11 protein-coding genes are annotated in these 18,777 nt (G+C 65.3%); 4 read left to right on the top strand and 7 right to left on the bottom strand.

What is annotated here, in order from left to right; all coding sequences use genetic code 11:
- Positions 1-232: 232 nt before the first annotated feature.
- The 7 genes from HRU71_08375 to ugpC all read right to left on the bottom strand — a co-directional run bounded on the left by HRU71_08375 (position 233) and on the right by ugpC (position 11,227).
- Entirely contained in the window at positions 233-3,832 is a 3,600-nt protein-coding gene (locus tag HRU71_08375; protein ID QOJ03496.1) for a tetratricopeptide repeat protein, read from the bottom strand.
- Positions 3,833-3,928: 96 nt separating this feature from the next.
- Positions 3,929-4,732, bottom strand: coding sequence for a hypothetical protein (locus HRU71_08370; protein QOJ03495.1), 804 nt, complete (start codon positions 4,730-4,732; stop codon positions 3,929-3,931).
- Complete coding sequence (rbfA, locus tag HRU71_08365; protein QOJ03494.1) at positions 4,729-5,166, bottom strand: 30S ribosome-binding factor RbfA; 438 nt, start codon at positions 5,164-5,166, stop codon at positions 4,729-4,731. The genes HRU71_08370 and rbfA overlap by 4 nt, the downstream gene beginning before the upstream one ends.
- A gap of 87 nt (positions 5,167-5,253) precedes the next feature.
- Positions 5,254-5,535, bottom strand: a complete 282-nt coding sequence (locus HRU71_08360; protein ID QOJ03493.1) for a DUF503 domain-containing protein — start codon at positions 5,533-5,535, stop codon at positions 5,254-5,256.
- 52 nt (positions 5,536-5,587) lie between these two features.
- Positions 5,588-8,350 carry a translation initiation factor IF-2 gene (infB, locus tag HRU71_08355; GenBank protein QOJ03492.1) on the bottom strand — a complete coding sequence of 921 codons (2,763 nt, stop codon included), beginning with the start codon at positions 8,348-8,350 and terminating at the stop codon, positions 5,588-5,590.
- A 48-nt stretch (positions 8,351-8,398) separates the two neighbouring features.
- Positions 8,399-9,772 carry a transcription termination/antitermination protein NusA gene (nusA, locus tag HRU71_08350; GenBank protein ID QOJ03491.1) on the bottom strand — a complete coding sequence of 458 codons (1,374 nt, stop codon included), beginning with the start codon at positions 9,770-9,772 and terminating at the stop codon, positions 8,399-8,401.
- A gap of 276 nt (positions 9,773-10,048) precedes the next feature.
- Entirely contained in the window at positions 10,049-11,227 is a 1,179-nt protein-coding gene (ugpC, locus tag HRU71_08345; protein QOJ03490.1) for a sn-glycerol-3-phosphate ABC transporter ATP-binding protein UgpC, read from the bottom strand.
- A gap of 612 nt (positions 11,228-11,839) precedes the next feature.
- Here ugpC and HRU71_08340 point away from each other — a divergent pair.
- From HRU71_08340 to HRU71_08325, 4 genes are all read left to right on the top strand, one after another.
- Positions 11,840-12,526: a hypothetical protein gene (locus tag HRU71_08340; GenBank protein ID QOJ03489.1), complete on the top strand. Its 687-nt coding sequence runs from the start codon at positions 11,840-11,842 to the stop codon at positions 12,524-12,526.
- 41 nt (positions 12,527-12,567) lie between these two features.
- Positions 12,568-13,278, top strand: a complete 711-nt coding sequence (locus HRU71_08335; protein QOJ03488.1) for a hypothetical protein — start codon at positions 12,568-12,570, stop codon at positions 13,276-13,278.
- Positions 13,279-13,521: 243 nt separating this feature from the next.
- Entirely contained in the window at positions 13,522-14,052 is a 531-nt protein-coding gene (locus HRU71_08330) for a hypothetical protein (protein ID QOJ03487.1), read from the top strand.
- 307 nt (positions 14,053-14,359) lie between these two features.
- Positions 14,360-18,772: a PQQ-binding-like beta-propeller repeat protein gene (locus tag HRU71_08325; GenBank protein ID QOJ03486.1), complete on the top strand. Its 4,413-nt coding sequence runs from the start codon at positions 14,360-14,362 to the stop codon at positions 18,770-18,772.
- The last annotated feature ends 5 nt before the right edge of the window (positions 18,773-18,777 follow it).

Below are 18,777 nucleotides of genomic sequence, written 5' to 3'. Positions count from 1 at the left end.
GCTGACATGATAACCTCCCTTTGTACTTTGTTGTCCGCGCCCAAACGTCAGACAATTCGAAATCATACCCCCCCTCCCCCGAGCGCGTGTCAAATCTTTTTGACAGATTGCGATTGTGAAAATACGTCACAATGTCGGGAATTGACTGCCATTCGTTTGACGCATGATTGGATGCTACCGCTTCGCGGGGGCGCGTCTGGGCCACGGCGGATTCGCGGTGGGACGGGTCAATCTACTCCGCGGCCTCTTTTTCCCCGACGGGCGCGGTGTCAACAGTCTGTCCCGCATCGAGTTGGCGAAGCTTTTCGCGGATGCGATCCAGCACCCGGCGCTCTTCGGCTGTCGGCGGACGGTCCGTCTCCGAATCGGCGGCGTCATCAGCAGGTTGAGGGGCCGGCTGGGTCGCCGGTTGCGATGTTGCGCCGTCGGTTTGATCCTCGCGGTCGGCCAAGTCGCCTTCGCCGCGAATCGACAAGGCGCGCTGCCAGTTGATTCGTGCTTCGTCGGGTTGGCCGGCGCGGTAGAGCGCGTCGGCGAGATGGTCGTAGAGAATCGGGTCGGGATCGTCTTCCTGCAACCGCACGGCGCGCTGGATGAACGACACGGCGCGGGTAAAATCTCCACGCTTGTAGAACACCCAGCCGAGGCTGTCGAGGTAGGCGGCGTTGCGCGGCTGCTCGGCGAGGGCGAGACGGATCATGCGCTCGGCCTTGTCGAGCTTGAGGCCGAGATCGGCGTAGGTGTAGCCCAGGTCGTTGTTGATGCCGGCATCGGTCGGCAGGTCGCGGTGGATCATCTCCAGTTGCTGGATGGCCTGCGTGGGCCGCCCTGTTTGCTGATAGACCTGTGCGAGGCGGTTTCGCAGCCAGAGCATGGGGCCGTCGACGTTTTCCTCTCCGGTGTCGCGGAGTTGCTGAAGGGCCGACAGACGGAAGTTGATGGTCTTCTCCGCTTCGCTGAAGCGCTCGGCAACCATAAGGATGAGAATGAGTTCGCGATAGGCGGCCTCGCCCTCGTCGCGGTCGATGCGGCGGCGGTAGAAGGCGATGGCGTCGTCGTAGCGGCGCGCGAGTTGATAGGTCGTGCCGAGCATGGCCTCGAAGCGCGCGCGGTGGGGCGGGTGTTCGGCGGCGGTCGTGGCGACTTCGATCGCGCTGTCCCAGTCGCGCGCCGCCCAGAGGAGCCGCACAAGCGATTGGTTCAATCCGGGGTCATCAGGCTCTTCGGCGAGCCAGTCGAGCACGCGCGTCAGGCCCTCATCAATGCGGTGCGCCTGGCGCAGTTGATCGAGATACACGGCGCGGAGCGTGTCGCTGGTCGGCTCGGCCTTGAGCCAGCCTTCGACCGCGGCGATGGCGTCATCGTGTCGCTTGGCGCGGTTGAGCGTGACAAGGTAGGCCTGTCGGCGGGTCGTATCCGTCGGCTCTTCGTCGAGCCAGCGGCGGGCGACCTCGATGGCGCGGTCGAATCTCTTGCCGGCGAGGAGCACATCCAGCAGCCGCGCGGTATAGAGCGGGCGCGAGGCCTTGAGATCGTCTCGCGCGAGCAGTTTTTCGAGGATTTCGGCTGCGTCGTCATAGCGATCCTGATCGACGAGCAGCTCGGCCAGTTGCTGGTGATAGCCCAGATCGCGCGGGCGGCGTTTGAGCAATTGGCGGACGGTTTGCTCGGCGCCGTCAAACTCCAACTGGCGCGATTGGGCCGTGGCGAGCATCTGAAGAGCCCGCCGATCCGACGGCGCCTGGTCGAGCGCCGCGCGAAGTTCCTTCTCGGCGGATTCGTAGTCGCCCTCCGCCAGATGGCTCAAGGCGAGATCAACGCGCGTATCGGCGTCGCCGGGATATTTTTCCAGCAGCTTGCGCAGCGCGCGGCGGTAGTTGCCAAGTCGGCGTTGTCCGGAGGCGGATCGACTGGTGACGAAATCCAGCAGGGCCTTGCAGCGATCGACGGCCGCGCCCGACTGGCCAAGCCGCTCGAAATCGGAGAAGTGCTGCTGGGCGTCGTCGATGCGGCCGGCATTGACGTACAGGCGGATGAGTTTTTCTCGCGCGGTGGCGTCACGCGGATCCACGTCTTCCACGATGCGACGGCACAACTGCTCGCAACGCCTGGCTTCGCCGCGATGTTCGGCGGCGTCGGCCAGCACGCGAAGCGGTTCCGAGTTTTTCGTGTCTTTTCCGAAGGCGTCCATCAGGGCGGCTTCGGCGGCTTCCATCTCGTCGAGGGCTTCGTGCGCACGGCCTTTGAGGGTGAGCGCGAGGGAGTCCTCGCAACCGGCGGCGACGGCCTTGGCGATCGCGTCGAGCACGGCGGGCCAGTTCTCCTGATCGGCCGCCTGCCGCGCGAGCATGACCCAGGCGGGTGCGAACGGCGCGGCGGCGGCGGCGGCGGATTGGAACTGTTCGCCGGCAAGCTCGATCTGCTTGGCGCCTTCCAGCAGCACGCCGAGCACGAATTTTTCAAGTGACACATTTTTGTCACCGTCGTGTGGCAAGGCGATGCGCCGGCGCGCGGCGTCGATCCACGCGCGCGACTCTGCGCCCTCGCCCCATTCGTGAAGCAGGACCACCGCGTCGCGGTAGGCCGCGGCACGCGCCGCGAGCAATCGGCCCAGCGCCTCCAGGGCCAGGTCCGGCTTCTTCGATCGGCCCCACAGGCGCGCCAACTCGAGCTGCTTCGCGTCGTCGGGATTCGTGGCGATGTAGGCTTCCAGCAGGCGCGCGGCGGCTTCAGGCTGATTTGCCTCCTTGAGCGTCTCCACGGTTCGCAGGCGCAGCGCGGGGTCGTCGCTTGCTTCGGCCAGCGCCACCAGCTCCGATGCGAATCGATCCGGCTGTTTGAGCGCATCGCAAATTTGTTCAAGGAGCTTGATTGTTGCAGCGGCGTCGTTCGGAGCGGCCGTCGCCGTGCGCACGGCAGCGAGCGCTTCCTCCGCGCGGCCCGCTCGAGCGAGCGCCAGCGCGAAGGCCGCGCGATACGACGATTCGTTCGGCTGTTCCGCAATCGCGAGGCGATAGGCTTCCACGGCCTGGGCGGGTTCTTCCAATTGCGTGTAGAGATCACCGAGCTGCGCGGCGGCCTTGCCGCGATAGAGGGGGATGACTTGTTGCAATTCGGGCAGGGCGCGCGCCGCGGGCGAGGGAGCCTTGACTGCGTCGAGGTAAGCTTGCCACTGCTGGGCCGAAGCCGTGAGGTAGCCCTCGCGCTGGAGGGCCTGCGCCAACGACAAGTAGGTCAGCACGAGGCACGGCTCGACGGCCGGATCGCTCGCCGCGCGAAGCGCGAGTCGAAAGTGCGCGATGGCGACCGGGGCGTTCTGTTCCTGCCAGGCCAGTTCGCCTAGCCAGTATTGCACGGAGGCGTTTCGTGGGCTACGGCGCTGCGCTTCCTCGAGTGCAGTTCGCGCCTTGGCGGTGTCGCCCAGTTGAATGGCGGCGCGGGCCAATAGCACGCGCGCGTCGATGTTGACCGGATCAAGAGCGGCGGCGCGCGCCGCGGCCTCTTGCGCGTCGGACCAGAGCTGTTCGCCGAACAGGCGCTTCGCGCGGGCCAACTCGCGCTCGACCGCGGCTCGATCGGCCGGCGATGGCGCTGCGGCGCCGTCGGCGGCAGGGGCCGGAAAATCGGGAATCGGCCGAATGTCGGACAGAGGGGTACGAGCGCGGTCTGCTCGCTGGGGCGCGGCGTCGTTCGCCGGTTCGTCCGGCGCGCTCGAAGAAATGCCAACGGGCGGCGGAGCAGACGGCGCGGCGCAACCAGCCGAAAGGATGAGTCCGATGAACATCGCCCACGACGCGTTGCCGCGCAGGGACTCGCAAAAGACCGTGTACATGATTTCGCCGCCTCGCCCCGGGACGTCGCCCGTCGCAGGAGAGTATATCCCAGGAGCGCGCGAGCGTTGCAGGGCGATTGAACTGGCGGGGGTGCATTACTTCTTCCGCGCGGACGATTTGCCGGATCGCGCGGCCGACTTGGCCGGGGAGCGGCTGGGTTTGGCGTCGGAGGCCTTTCGCTTTCGGACGATTTCCCTGGCCATTTCCTTGACGGATTTGCGCGGCGGCGGGGCAGTTGCGGGCACCGGTTTTGCCTCCGGCTCGGGCGCCTTGGCTTCGGGCCATTTCTTGGGCGCATGCGCACCGGCGAACTTTTTGAGCTTCAGGTAGAAGCTTTCCATCTCGGCTTCCTTGACGTGCGCGGCCATGAACTTGTGCGCCTCGTCGATGTCCATCTCCATCGGGACGGCGCCGCTCTTTTGCAGGTATGCGTACATGTGCCAGTCGATCGGCAGGGCCTTGCCCTTGCCCGAGCGGAGAATGAAGAGCGCCTTGGCGTGCGCGCCGAGGCCGGCGAGTGAATTCAGGAAGGTCTCCGTGGCCTTGCGCGAACTCTTTTCAAGAAATTCCAGATCGAGGCTGTGCCGGCGATTGAAGATGGATGTCAGCGTCGCGCAGATTTCCTCCGCAGCCAGACGGCACATCGGGTAATCGGCGCCGATCAGCTCGACGATTTCGGTCGGGCTGCTGACCCGCAGATCGTTCAAGTCCACCGTGCCGGAGCGGAGTCGGCTCACGGCGGTGTGCGCACGCGATTCGGCGGCCCGCGTGCTCAAGATGCAGTGCAGCAGCAGGTCCATCATGTCCTTCATCTCGGCTGGTTCGGGCGCGGCTTCTTCCTTTTTCATCCGGCCCACGAGCCGTCGCACCTTTGCCGCGTATTCCGCATGTTGCTTCATCGAGGATCGTCTCCGGGGGCTTCTGCGCCGCGGTCGTCGCGGTCGCTTTCATCCAAAGGGTCGATTTCGTCGGGGAAGTCGAGATCGTCCGGCTCCTCGTCGCCGCCGCCGCTCATCCTGCGTGCCGCGGCATCTTGAGCCATCGTTTCGTCGATCTGTCGAATCAGGTCGGCGGCTTTCTTCAGGCCTTCGTCGAGAATGAATCGGATCAGCGGACACTGGCGCATGTCGAGCTGCTTCGCCAGGCGCGTCTGCACCAGGCCGCGAGCGCTCTCCAGGCCTTGCATGGTCGTTCGTGCTTCGGCGGCGGTGCCCATGACGCTGACATGCACCGAGGCGATGCGCAGATCGGGCGAAAGCTCGACGCGCGTCACGCTGGTGAAGCGCTGTATGCGCGGGTCGGACAGCCGATTGGCGATGCAATCGCTGACCACGTCCCGTATCACATGTGCGACCCGACCGATTCGATGCGACATAGACCCAGGACCGCCGACGACCCAAGCCGCCCGGCGTGTCCGCCTTCAATTCAATTCGATTCCATAGTCCTGAAGTACCACGTCCCGGTGCTTCTGCACGTCGTCCACGATCTTTGCCAGGCACGATTCGGTGAACCGCCGATCGTTTGACACCATCGCCACCGCGATCACCGACTGACGCAGCGCGTCGAGGTGATCCACCTCGGCCACGCTGACGTTGTGCCGCGCCGCCAGCCGATCCTTCAGGCTCTTGAGGGCGCGGCGCTTGTCCTTGAGCGACATCGCCCCCGGAATCGCCAGCGAAAGTTGCAGCACGCCCACGACCATGGTTGCCCGTTCGCGTCGCGGGAAACGCACGCGCGCGCCGCGGCGATTCGCCTTACAAGGTTCGCGCCACCTTGGTGACTTCCAGTGCCTCGATCACGTCGCCGGGCTTTACGTCGTCGAAGTTCTCGACACGTATGCCGCACTCGAAGCCGGCTTTCACTTCCTTCACGTCATCCTTGAACCGCTTGAGCGAATCGAGATTGCCCATGTCTTTCACGATCACGCCGTCGCGCAGCACGCGCACCTTGTGCGACCGCTGGATCACGCCGTCGCGCACGAAGCAGCCTGCGATGCGCCCCACACGCGTAATGTTGAACACTTCGCGCACCTCGGCGCGGCCGCGCGACTCGATCTTCTCGTCGGGCGTCAGCAGCCCCTCGAGCGCCTTGCGGATGTCGTCGATGACGTTGTAAATGATACGATAGGTGCGGATGTCCACGCCGCTCGACTCGGCCAGGCGCGTTACCGCGGCATCGGGCACGACGTGGAAGCCGATGATGATGGCGTTGCTCGCCTCGGCCAGCACCACGTCGCTCTCGGTTACGGCGCCGACGCCGGCGTGCAGAATGGTCAGCTTGACCTGATCGGCCGGGAACTCGGACAGCGTCTTCTTCAGCACGTCGACGCTGCCTTGCACGTCGGCGCGAATGATGACGCGCAGCTCGGGAATCTGCCCCTCGCTCGCCTTGGCCAGCATGGCTTCGAGATTGGTCGGCTTGGCCGAGCGAATCAAAGCGGCCTCGCGTCGCAGGCGGCCGGTCTCCTCGGCGATCTCCTTCGCGCGCTGCGCGCTGTCGACCACGAGCAAGCGGTCACCGGCCTGCGGAACATCGGATAGCCCCATGACTTCGACCGGCGTCGACGGACCGGCCTGTTTGATGGTTTTGCCGCGATCGTCCTTCAGCGCGCGCACGCGGCCGTGGCCGCTGCCGCAGACGACGAGATCGCCCGCCTTCAGCGTGCCTTCCTGCACGAGGACGCGCGCGACGTTGCCCGCGCCTTCGGTCCGCTGCGCTTCGATCACCGTGCCCGAGGCCGGGAGGGTCGGGTCGGCCTTGAGATCGAGCACTTCGCTAAGCGTCGCAAGGTGGCTAAGCAGATCGTCGATTCCCTCGCCGGAAATGGCCGAGGTCTTGATCACGTCGGTCTCGCCGCCCCACTCGCTGGGCGAGAGCCCCTCGGCGGCAAGCTGGCCGTAGATCTTATTGAGGTCGTGTGGCAGATCGATCTTGTTCAGCGCAACGACGATCGGCGTGCCGGCGGCCTTGGCGTGGTTGATCGCTTCAATCGTCGTCGGCATGACGCCGTCATCGGCGGCGACCACAAGCACGACGACGTCGGTCATGTTGGTGCCGCGGGCGCGCATGGCGGTGAAGGCCGTATGGCCCGGCGTGTCGAGGAACGTGACCCAGCGATCGCCGACCTTCACGCGGTAGGCGCCGATGTGCTGGGTGATTCCACCGGCCTCGCCCGCCGCGACGTTCGCGCTGCGGATTCGGTCAAGCAGGCTGGTCTTGCCGTGGTCCACGTGGCCCAGTACGGTCACGACCGGCGGACGGGGGGCCAGCTTGGTGCGTTTCAGTTCGGAATACTCTTCGATGAGGCGTTCCAGGCCGGTCTTGGCTTTGACGACGGTCAGCTCGATGCCGAATTCGGCGGCGATCAGTTGAGCCCGCTCGGTGTCGATGACGCTGTTGATCGTTGCCAGCTCGCCGAAATCGTTCATGAGCTTCTTGACCAGATCGCTGACGGGAATTCCGGCTTCGCGCGAAAGATCCTTGATGTAAATCGGTTCGCTGACCGTGGCCGCGGTTTTGCGTGCCATCGGCGTGGAGCGCTGACTGCCGCCGCCGCGCCGGGTCGGCGCCTTTTCGTCGGCGCGCAAGCCGCCGATGCCGCGACCGGATGCATGCGCGAGTCGATCGCGCCGCTCGATCAGATCGCGATCGCGCCATTCGCGCAGTTTCTCGTTGACTTCGTCGCTGTGGTCCTTGATGCCGCCGCGCTTCGGCACCTTTTTCTCGGCGATCTCGTCGATGGTCGGTTCGGCTTCCATCTTGCCGCGGACGTGCCGGGGCTGGCCCGGACGCGCTTCGTTGGTCGGAGGGGCTCCGGGGCCTCGCATCATCGGCGGGCCACCGGGGCGCGGACCCATGCGAGGCGAACGCAGCGCTGGTCGCGGCGGCGCGATCACGTCCGGCTTGTCGATGCGCACGATGCGCGGTCCGGAGAGCTTCGCCGGCATCGGGACATTCTGCGGTCCGGCAACCGCCTTCTGGGGCTGCGGCTTGCCTGGCACTGCGTTGGTTGTGGAGGGCGCTTCGGCCGCAACAGCAGGCTGCTCGGCGGCGGGCGGTTTCTCCTGCGGCGCTTCGGCGGCGACTGGCGGAGCGGGGGCAGCAGGCGATGCCGGTTCAAGGATCGGCACCGCGGGTGCTTTCGGTTCGGCGGACGGCGCGATTTCTTCGGTCTTCGCGGCGGGCTTGACGCGCGCCGGCTTGACCGACGGGGCGGCCTCTTCGATGGCGACGGCCGCATCGCCTTCGGTTTCGCCCGATTCCGCCTTCTTGGACTTGGTCGTGCGCTTGGGGCGCACGCGCACTTTTTCCAGGTCGACCGGTTTGGCTTCTTCCAGCGCCGTGTGCTGCGCGCTGTCGCTGAACCACTCACGGATCGTCGCGGCCAGACCGGCCGACAGCACGTGCATGTGGTTCTTGACGTCGATGCCTTCCGCGCGGCACTTGTCGATGATGGCCTGATTGCTCACCGACAGTTCTTTCGAAAGGTTATGAATTCGTAACTTTTTTTCAGCCAAACCGTTTCTCCAAACGTCCTCGATCCAACTTCCTCCGCCACACGTTCGTCAGGAGACCGCCGCCGGCGATTCGCCGTTCGTGGTCACGCTCTCGTTCGATTCTACCACCGGCGCCTCGCCGGATGCTTCGGATGCAGCGGGCGCTTCCGTCTCGCCGACCGACTCCGCGCTTGGGTCCGTCGCCTCCGCCGCGCCTTCGGCTTCGACGGGCGCCGCCGGCTGTGCCGCTGCTTCCGCCAAGGCCTGGGCCGCCGCCGACTTCTCGGCCGCGGCTTCCTGTTCCACGAGCTTCGCCTCGGCCGCGCAGGCTTCGACAATCTTCGCGGCCAATTCCTCGGTGAGGCTCAATTCTTCGATCAGCGGCTTGGTCCCCACCTCCGCCACGTCGGCCACGCTGATCATGCCCAGGAGGCTGATCCGTTCGGCGATCATCTCGTCCACGCCCTCGATCTTCTTCAGCGTCGAGGCGAGGCGATCCAGGCCCTTGTTGTATTCCTTCGGCGTCAGGATATCGATGTCCCAGCCGGTCAGCCGCGCCGCGAGGCGAACGTTCTGCCCGCGCTTGCCGATCGCCAGCGACAACTGCTCCTCGGGCACCACCACCGTCGCCCGACCCAGTTCAAAGCAGAGCGCCGTGTCCTGAATCTCGGCCGGCTTCAGCGCGTTGCTGATCAGAATCTGCGACGATTCGTTCCACCGCACGATGTCGATCTTCTCGTTGTTGAGCTCGTCCACGATGTTCTTGATGCGGCTGCCGCGCACACCGACGCACGCGCCGACGGCATCGACTTTTGTATCAATTGACGATACGGCCACCTTCGTGCGATAGCCCGCCTCGCGCGACAGGGCTTTGATCTCAATGATCTTCTCGGCGACCTCGGGGACTTCCAGCTCGAACAGCCTTCGGATGAAATCCGGATGGCTCCGCGAGAGAATGATCTTCACCTGGTGCGGCGCCTCGCGCACGTCGAGAATCAAGCAGCGCACGCGCTCGCCCGGCTGATGCGTCTCGCCCGGAATCTGCTCGCTGCGCGGCAGAAAGCCCTCGGTGCGCCCGATGTTCACGATCAGCGCGCCGCCTTCAACCCGCGCGACCGTTCCCGTTACGATCGTCCCCTTGCGTTCGGAAAACTCCTCGAAAATGCTGCCGCGCTCTGCCTCGCGGATGCGCTGGATCATCACCTGCTTGGCCGTCTGCGCCGCGATGCGCCCGAGATCGGCCATGCTGACCGGCTCGCCGTTGACCGTCGCCTCGATCGCGCCGGTGATCCGGTCGATGGCCACGGTGACTTCCTCGTCCTGGCCGAACTTCTTGCGGATGGCTGATTCCATGGCGGCTTCCAAATCGCCCAGAACCAGGTCTTTGTCGATATTCTTGTCGCGGGCCAGCCCGTCGACGATGCGGATCATTTCAGGATTCATGTCTCGTCTTTCCTATTCACTTGTCGCGCGGCGGTTTCCGCGGCCGCGCTCGCCGGTGTGAGCGATCAGCGACGTTGGCGCGTCGCGATTCGCTCTATTTCCGTCCAAACAAAAAAGCGGGCCAACGTCGATGCCCGCTTCCTGACCGCGGATTGCCAGCGGGCCGCGGTCGCCCCGTGCGGTCGTGCGTTGTCGCGAAGCGACTACACCATTTGACCCCTCCTCGCGGATGGGACCGAGGTGCGCACCCCGTACGGGGACTTGAAAGCAGCCGGATTACTCGGCACGGCCGCTTTCCTTCGAAGCGATCTGCATCGGCGCGGCGGCCGTCAGATTCCGGCCGGTCTCGCCCGTCTCAAACAGGTGGACGCGGTTCAAGTCGATGTACATCGAAACCTCCTGCCCTTCCTGCAAACCCGATCGAGCGTCCACGCGACCCACCAGCCGATGACCGGCCGACGTGGTCATGTAAACGTCCTTTCGATCTCCCAAAGGCTCGACCAGCGAAATCGTCACCGCCAGCCGGGCGTTGTTTCCATCGGCCGCGTCCGACCCGGCGTGTGGCCGGGGCGAGAACGCGTCGGGCCGAATGCCGAGTACGATCGGCCCGTCTGCTCGATCCGCCACGCACTGCGCGCCGCGCGGCGAAAGCGGAATCGTCTCGCGTCCATCCGTGAACGATCGCTTGCCGCCGTCTGTCGCGAGGCGACCCTCGATGAAGCTCATCGGAGGCATTCCCATGAACGCCGCGACAAAGCGATTCACCGGCCGCTCGTAAACGTCCAGCGGCGGGGCCGCCTGATGCACGATGCCATCCTTCATGACCACGACGCGGTCGCCCAGCGTCATGGCTTCTTCCTGGTCGTGCGTCACGTAGATCGTCGTCGTCTTCAACTGACGTTGAAGCCGCTTGATTTCGCTGCGCATCTCGACCCGAAGCTTGGCGTCCAGGTTTGACAACGGCTCGTCAAACAGGAACGCCTTGGGACTTCGCACGATCGCCCGGCCGACCGCGACCCGTTGCCGCTGACCGCCGGACAAGGCCCGCGGCTTGCGATCGAGCAGGGCTTCGATGCCCAGCGTCGCCGCGGCCTGGCGGACCTTCCTGTCGATGTCGGCCTTGGACAACCCCAACTCGCGCCGGCGCAAGTTCAGGCTGAAGGCCATGTTCTTGTACACCGACATGTGCGGGTACAAGGCATAGTTCTGAAAGACCATCGCGATGTCGCGATCCTTCGGAGCCACGTCGTTCACGACCCGCTCACCGATGCGAATCGTCCCGCTGCTGATCTCCTCCAGACCGGCAACCATGCGAAGCGTCGTGCTCTTGCCGCAGCCCGAAGGCCCGACGAGCACCACCAGCTCCTGGTCGCCAATGGACAAATTGACCCGATCGACCGCTTTCACGCCGCCCGGGTAAACCTTTGTCACGTCCGTCAAGGTTACGCTGGCCATGCGTATGGCGACAACCGGATAACCCAACCGTCGATCGAGCGATTGTATTTAACCGTTAGCGCTTGTCAATCAGGATTTTATCGCAAGCCAGGGCACACGGCCAACGGGCTTGACGGCGTTACTTTCGCGGATTGCGCATTCCCGTTGTCCCAGATGGCAAGGTGGGCATCGCAAACCTTATCGATGCACCGGCTCCTTATGAAGTGCGACCTCCAGCAATCAGCCGGCTTTTGTTGGCCGGCTTGCATGGAGGGGGTTTGGCCGCCAATCATGGTAGACTCGATGCGGCAGGCACCGCCTACATGACTACGAATTCACGAAATTCCGATGGGTAAACCTGTTAAACCATGACCCGATAATGTCTGTTTTGCGTATCCGAAATCGGTTGACTTTTCCGCCCCGTTTTTGTTATAAGTCGTTTATGCGATTCGGTTTGATCCCGCGCGACCGACGCAGCACCACGCAACGGGCCGTGCGGGATCGGGCGCTTCGCGCTCGGCGGGGGGGACCCGTCGGATTGTGGGCCAATTTCTCTGCGGCCATGTTTAAGTAGCGCAAGAAGCAATCGTGCAAGGCAGGCATTTGTTCTACCTATCTGGGAGGGATTACAAAATGAGTTCCGCAACCAAGGTCTACCTCTTCAAGGCCAAGGCCCTGTTGGGCGTCGCGCTGGTCTTCAACCTCGTCGTCGTCACCGGCTGCGGCCAGTCGGCCCTGTTCCTGCCCGAATCGACCGAGACCCTCGAACTTTCGGCCGATCATCCGCTGGCCCAGCAACTGGCCGGCACGCCCTTCGACGGCGCGACGGCGATTCAGGTCGATCGGTCAACCAACAGCTTCCGGCTGGTTTATCCCGACACGAACACGCAACTTTCCGGGAAGTTCGCAACGACCGAGGAGGGCCAGGCCTACGTCAGCTCGTTTACCATCGGCCAGGGCGGCCAGGTCGTGACGCTGAAGATCAACAGCCGGAAAGAGATCACCGACATCGACACGTCGGCGGGCGCGCGCTGGCAGCGCGTCAGCACGGCGGCGCCGGCGGCTCCGACGGCCCCTCGCGCACCGGGTGCCAAGGCTATGGCTTCGGATATTGACGCGTATCTGGACGCCAATGCGGACCTGATCGCGATGGCGCAACAGATTGATGACCAGGGCGGGGCGCAGTTCGGCAAGGACACGGCCTCGTCGTTTCCGTTCGCGTTTCTGGCGTTGAGCTACGTCTGGTTCGCGCCGTGGGGCGTTCTGCTCACGCTTTATTTTGTGTTCCAGGTTGTGGTCGTGCTGGACCTGGTGCTCTAGGGATCACCGGGCCGCGAAACCCTATTTCAGGAGGAAATCTGATGAAGCGATCACTGCGCCGTATGCTGTTCAAGACCAAGTCAATTGTCTGCATCGCCCTCATTCTCAATGTGCAATACTGGGCCGGCTGCGGCGCGGCCCCGGTCATCTTGGCAGACGGCTCGTACCTTGTGCAACTGACGGCCGACCATGCCCTGACGCAGTCGCTGGCGGGCACGGCATTTGACGGCGCGACGGCCGTGCTGGTGAACCCGACGACGAATACGTTTCGCGTAATCTTTCCCGACAGCGTGCGGGAGATGAGCGGGCGATTTGATTCCGGCGAGACGGTCGCGCTGCGGCAGATCACGATCGGCCGCGGGGCCGAGCTGATCCAGGTCTCGATCGACGCCGCGAAGCACATCACGCGGATCGCCAACTCCAACGGCGCGGTGTGGAACCGCCCGGCCGACTGGACGAGCAGTGCGACAACCGACGAAAACACGCTCGATGCCTTCAAGCAGGCCAACGCGGAATTGCTCGATGCGGCGGCCGCGCTGGACGCGCAGGCTGGCGGACCGATCGGCGGACAGTCGGTCGTTTCGGGCAACGGTTCCGGCGTCGACACGGCGACCGGCGGCGTGAAGGCGCTGGACGGCGGATTCGATTTCCTTGTGTCGGCGCTGCTGGCGACATTTTTCTACGGGTTCTTCTTCTGGGGCACGATCCTGTTCATCCTTCAGGCGGTCCTGGGAATCGTGATCATCCCGTGACGTCCCCACACCGGCTTGCCGCCGGTTTGTGCTGGATTGGTTTGACGTAGCTCCTCGCGCCGTCCCGTTTGTCGACCTGACAGGCGGGGCGGCGTTTTTTTCTTGGCTGCGAATCAGGGCAATCGCCGTGTTTGACGCCCTGCCCCCTCGACATACAATCCCAGCCGCTGTCGTTTGACAGCCCATCGAAACGTACCGGCGGACTCAACCAAACGAACCTCGCAACCGACAGGAGGAGAGACCATGCGCAAGTTCATCGTCTGCGGATTTCTGGCTGTGACCGTGCTGGCCGGTTCGGGCTGCACGACCGTCGCGAAGCGGGCCTTCAAGGAGGCCAAGGGCGCGAGCAGCGATTTTGACATCGTGCCGGGCACCGGTGCGAGCGGCTATTCGCAGTATGCCGGCGTCACGATCGAACAGCCCCAGACGGAACTGGGCGGCCTCGTCTCGACGAGCTTCAAGAGCGAGTTGGTCAAGGCGCTGAAGGAAGAGCTGACCATGGGCGACGACGCGCCGTTCCGCGGCGGTTCGCCGACGCTGACCATTGAGCCGCACATCATGTGGTTCAACAAGGGCGGATCGGTCTTCCCCGACAAGCACGCCATCGTGCTGTATTACCTGAAGGCCAACGGGGCCGAGGTCGGCCGCGTGCAGATCGCGACCAAGAGCGAGGCGAGTCGCACGGGTGACGGCGCTCTGGCCGAATCGTCGGCCGAGGAACTTTGCAAGTTCTTCGAGAAGCACGGCAAGAAGGCCAAGAAGCGGGATGATTAGCCGCGGTGGTCGGTCCCCGGCGAGCCGGGAGCGGCACGAGGAGATAATTGGGGAGGCTACTCGTCGCGGCCGGTCGCGCATGCTTGAACTGACCGCCCCGCATCGCTAATCACGGAAGTATTCTTCGCCGCGGTCCGACCGGATCGCGGCTTTTTTTATCACGTTCGGCTGCTGATGGAGGAGAACGGCATGGTTCAGCCCGCGCCGATCGAACGCGCTACAGACGAACCCCCAGTGGGCTTATGATTCAGGAGGGTTCGTGGATCACGCGGCGCATGCTCGGCGTGCCCGGAACAGGACAGAACCGGTGCGACTCGTACCTCCTTTATGGGTGCTTTGCTGGCTCGGGCCTGCGGTTGGCTGGGGACAAGCCGTGGGGCCGGGCGAACCTCCGCGTCAAAGTGCCGGCGCGTTTCTGAATACAAGTTTTGAGATTCAGGAGAAATTGGCCGCGGCGGTGCGATTGGCTGAATCGGGCCGTCATGCGGCTGCGGCGACGGCCCTGTATGAGCTGGCGACGCAAGGCGGTGATTACCTGATCGAGGAGCCGGATGGGGTGTACGTCACCATTCGGCAGCACGTCAATCGCCTGATGTGCACGTGGCCGGATGCGGGGTTGGAGGCGTTGGAAGAGACGATCGGCCCAGCGGCACGGGAGCGATTGAGTCGGGCGAGGCAGTCGTCGTCGATGGCGGAGTTGCTGTCGGTCGCAGCCGATGCCTTTGCGACGTTGGCCGGCGGCGAGGCGCTGGACGAGGCGGCGGAACGGGCGCTGGCGGCGGGGGATCTTCAGGCTGCGCGGCGGTGGTGGATGGAGCTTTCGGCGCATCATCCAAGCCGCCGCGGAAGCGGATTGCGATGGCGAGCGAAAGCGGCGTGCGCAGCGGTGTGGTCGGGCGATCGGGCGCCGCTGGAGGCGTTGGAGCGCGAACTGTCGATGGGCGGCGGGCCGACCGTGGTGTGGGCGGGCCGTGAGCAGTTGCTGCGGGATTTTCTACGCGGCGTGCAGCGCGAGCTGGAGGGTTCGGCCGCTTTGTCGCCGGAAGATGATTTCAACTCGACGCCCGGGGCGTTTTGCGGCGGGTCGGCGCGGCGCGGTGCAAGCCGCACGATCTCGCGCGCCGAAGCGAGGCTGTGGCGTTACTCCGATCGTGAGCGGCTCGCGCTGGACAATGCGTTCGAGGGGTACGAGTCTTCCGTGGCGCGTCGCGATGCCGTGACGCGCGCGGTGCAGAGCGGCCGATTGTTGGCTGCCTGTGCGGTCGCGGGCGAGGCGCCGCCGGGCAGTGGTCGCACACTTGTTTTTTTACACGATGCCACGCGCGTGTGGTCGATTGATCCGAACGACCCCGGTCGCGAGGTCTGGCGCTATACGCTCGAGGGCGCAGAGAGCGCCGGCGGGGCGTGGATGTCGGACGATGACGCGCCGCCACAGTTTACATCGCTCCTGCAAGCGGGGCGCTTGTACGTTCATCTGGAGCGTCCGGCGGCGCCGCGCGAGGGCGAATCGCCCGGCACACTGGCGACGCTGGTCTGCCTGAACGCCGCGACAGGCAAGGTGATCTGGCGCAATGATCTGAACGGTCTGGTCGGCGCGTTCGAGCGTCTCCGGCTGGATGGCGCGCCGTTGCAGATCGACGACAAGCTCTATGCGATCGCACGGCGGCGAAAGGCCTTCGGATTCGAGGCCTGTCTCCTGCTGCGGATCGATGCCGCAAGCGGCGCGCTGGAACTCGCCACGCACATCGCCGAAGCCGCGACCGGCAGCTACGGCTATCACCGCGCGACGTTGACGCACGCTGCCGCGTGGGGCGATCTGGTCTTTGTCGCCACCAATCTGGGAGCGGTTGCGGCGGTCAGCCGCCACACCGGCCGCGTTGTCTGGCTCACGACGTATACCTCGCAATTCACCGAGGCGCCGGAGGGACTCTGGCCGACGCGCATGGGCAGGCCGGCGCGGTCGTGGCACTACCAGCCTCCGATCGTGTGGCGCGATTCGCTGATCGTCTCGCCGCTGGATGCCGATCAGATTTTTGTCTTCGACGCGTTGAGCGGACGCGAGCAGTTTCGTCTGTCGCTGGAGTCGGCCCACCTGCCGGAGGTGATCCTGGGTGTGGCGAACGACCGGCTGTATCTCGCGGGCTCGCAAGTGGTTTGCTACGACCTTGCGGCGCGGCGGATTGCCTGGCAGAGGCCGCTGGACAGCGGCCAGGTCTTCGGTCGCGGCGCGGTGACGAGCGAGGGGTTGCTGATTCCAACGGATCGCGCGCTGGTGCAGATGAGCCTCGACGGCGGTCCGCCGCGTCCGTACCGCTGGTCGGTGGAGGACGCCGGGAATGTCCTGGTGTTGCCGGATCAGATCGTGGCGGCTTCGGCGTTGAGCGTGTGCGGTCTGGATTCGCGCGCGTCGGCGATGAAGCGGATCGCGGAGCGGATGCGCGAGCGGCCCGACGATGCGCAGCCGGCCCTGGCGATGGCGGAGCTGTCGCTGGCGGCGCGCGATTACGAAACGGCGTTGCGCGCGGCGCGCGAGGCGATCGCGCGGCTGGGCGGTCCGTCAGGCTTGCGTGACGAACCGGCGCGGCGGGGATTGTATCGACAATTGACTGAATATGCTCTCATTGCGCGGAGCGGCGTCGACGCGGCGGAGGATGAAGCACGGCGCGGGTGGGAGGCATCCGCCGCGCTGCTGGAGTTGGCCGGGGCGTGTGCGACGGGTCCGCAGGAGGAGATCGTCAACCGATTCGAGCGTGCGTTTGTACTGCGCCGGCTTCGCAAACTCCGTGAGGCGGTCGAGGAGTACCAACAGGTTCTCAATCAGCCCACGTTGCGCCGGGTGCGCGTGGAGCTGGATGCGAACCTGCTGCCGCCGGTCGCCGGGAACGAGCCGATCGGCGAATCAGAGGTTCCGCGTCAGCCGGCGGGCTTCGTCGCGATGCGCTGCATCGATCGGCTTCGCCATGAAGGCGGGGCGGCAGTGTACGACTCGCTGGAGCAGCGCGCGCGGGACCGGCTGGCCCGCGCGGAGCAATCGTCCGACGCGGCGGACCTGCTGGAAGCGGCCGATTCGTTTCCGAACAGCACAGCCGCCGCGACGGCGCTGCGAACCTTCGCGCGGCGGGCCGCTCGCCAGGGCGATTGGAATGAAGCGGTGGACGCGCTTCGGCGCAGCGCACGGCGGGCGGACGCATTCGAGCGTCCGGGCTTATGTGCCGAGTTGTGCGATGCGCTGCGCGAAGCCGGTCAGGCGCGGGAAGCCGCGCAATGGCTGGCGCGCGGGGTGCGACGGTTTCCGACCGCGCAGTTCGAACATCGCGGGGCGACGCATACGTTCGCATCGATGATGCAGGCGATGTTTCCGAAGGGGCCGCCACGCGAGCCGGCCCACGACCTCGCCACGATCGCGGCCGATGCGTCGCACCAGCGGGTCTTTGGCGAACATGCGACCATTCTCGAACCGGTCTTTCCTCGGCTGCCCGGGACCACCTGGGAGGGCGTTGCGCTGTATACCGACGGACGTCTGGAATACATTCACGCGGCCACCGGGCGGACGATTTGGCGCGATGCGCCGGTCGTTGCGGTGCAGCCCGCCTTGCTTGGCATGGACCGCGAGCGACTGATCTTCGCCACGCCGCAGCGGCTTTTTGCCGTCGCGCGCGCGACCGGCCGGGTCGAATGGAGCATCGGCGAGGAGGCCCGCCCCGATCCACGATCCGACCCGGAGGAGATCGCGTCTTACTCCATGCACGCCCTGACGCCGACGCGGCTGTTCAGCGCCGACGATCACGGAGAGTTGGTCGCCATCGACTTGGCCGACGGCGGCGTGCGCTGGCGAGCGGCGGTGCGGCTGCCGGTCGGCGGCCAACTCACCGCCAATGAGACATATGTTTGTCATACCTCATGGCAGGAGCGATCGCAGGCGATCACCGTGCTGGAGGCCGCGTCGGGCCGGCCGGTCGCCACGCTGCGTCCGGGCGACGAGTGGCCGATCCAGTCCGTGCAATTCACTCCGCGTGACACGCTTCTGGCAGTCACCTCCAACGCCATCACCTGCTACGATCTGCCGAGCGGCGCGGCGGCCTGGACCCTGACCAGCGACGAACGCTTTTTGCTCGGCACGCTACAAGTCGATTCCGAAGGGGTACTGATCGGCCACGATGGCGGGCGAATCACGAAGTACGAGCTGCGCGACGGATTGCCGATCTGGACGTCCGCGTCGCTCGTCGAGTCGGGGGGCGACCCGCTTTGGGCCGAACTCTCCGACGGTCGGCTCGTCACCGCGTCGTCGAATCGGTTGACCGTGCTCGATGCGGCCGACGGGCAAACGCTCTGGTCGCAGACGGTGAACGGATTGTTGCGTGTCGATCCGCCGCGGGTCGCACGCGATGCCGTGATCGCAATCGTGGAAGCCGGCGCAGCCGAAGCACGGGCCGAATACGCGGCCTTCGGATCGCTGTCCGATGAGCCGACGACGATGCCAAGCGATGCGACGGCGCGCGACCGGGCGCGCAGCCTGCGAATCCTGGCGTTTGATCTGGAAAGCGGGCAGCCGCGACGCACGCGCATCGCGCGAAAGCAAGGCGAGGCATCGGCCGGTGGCGTGTCCATTGTGACGCCTCCGTTGTTGTCCTTCGGCGGCTTGTATTTGCGCGACGGGGCCTTTCTGGTGCTCGACGGTCGCCGCATCTTGAGTTACGTTGACGCGGATTCGTCTCGCTGATCTGC

This window comes from Planctomycetia bacterium, assembly GCA_015200345.1.
Taxonomy (GTDB): Bacteria; Planctomycetota; Phycisphaerae; order UBA1845; family UTPLA1; genus PLA3.
This window is presented reverse-complemented; position numbering and strand designations above follow the sequence as displayed.

What these genes read in the sequence shown, in the direction of transcription:
- nusA (QOJ03491.1), bottom strand. Translation starts at nt 9,772, where the DNA reads ATGAATCCTGAAATGATCCGCATCGTCGACGGGCTGGCCCGCGACAAG.
- HRU71_08360 (QOJ03493.1), bottom strand. Translation starts at nt 5,535, where the DNA reads ATGGTCGTGGGCGTGCTGCAACTTTCGCTGGCGATTCCGGGGGCGATG.
- HRU71_08340 (QOJ03489.1), top strand. Translation starts at nt 11,840, where the DNA reads ATGAGTTCCGCAACCAAGGTCTACCTCTTCAAGGCCAAGGCCCTGTTG.
- HRU71_08375 (QOJ03496.1), bottom strand. Translation starts at nt 3,832, where the DNA reads ATGTACACGGTCTTTTGCGAGTCCCTGCGCGGCAACGCGTCGTGGGCG.
- ugpC (QOJ03490.1), bottom strand. Translation starts at nt 11,227, where the DNA reads ATGGCCAGCGTAACCTTGACGGACGTGACAAAGGTTTACCCGGGCGGC.
- HRU71_08330 (QOJ03487.1), top strand. Translation starts at nt 13,522, where the DNA reads ATGCGCAAGTTCATCGTCTGCGGATTTCTGGCTGTGACCGTGCTGGCC.
- HRU71_08335 (QOJ03488.1), top strand. Translation starts at nt 12,568, where the DNA reads ATGAAGCGATCACTGCGCCGTATGCTGTTCAAGACCAAGTCAATTGTC.
- HRU71_08370 (QOJ03495.1), bottom strand. Translation starts at nt 4,732, where the DNA reads ATGAAGCAACATGCGGAATACGCGGCAAAGGTGCGACGGCTCGTGGGC.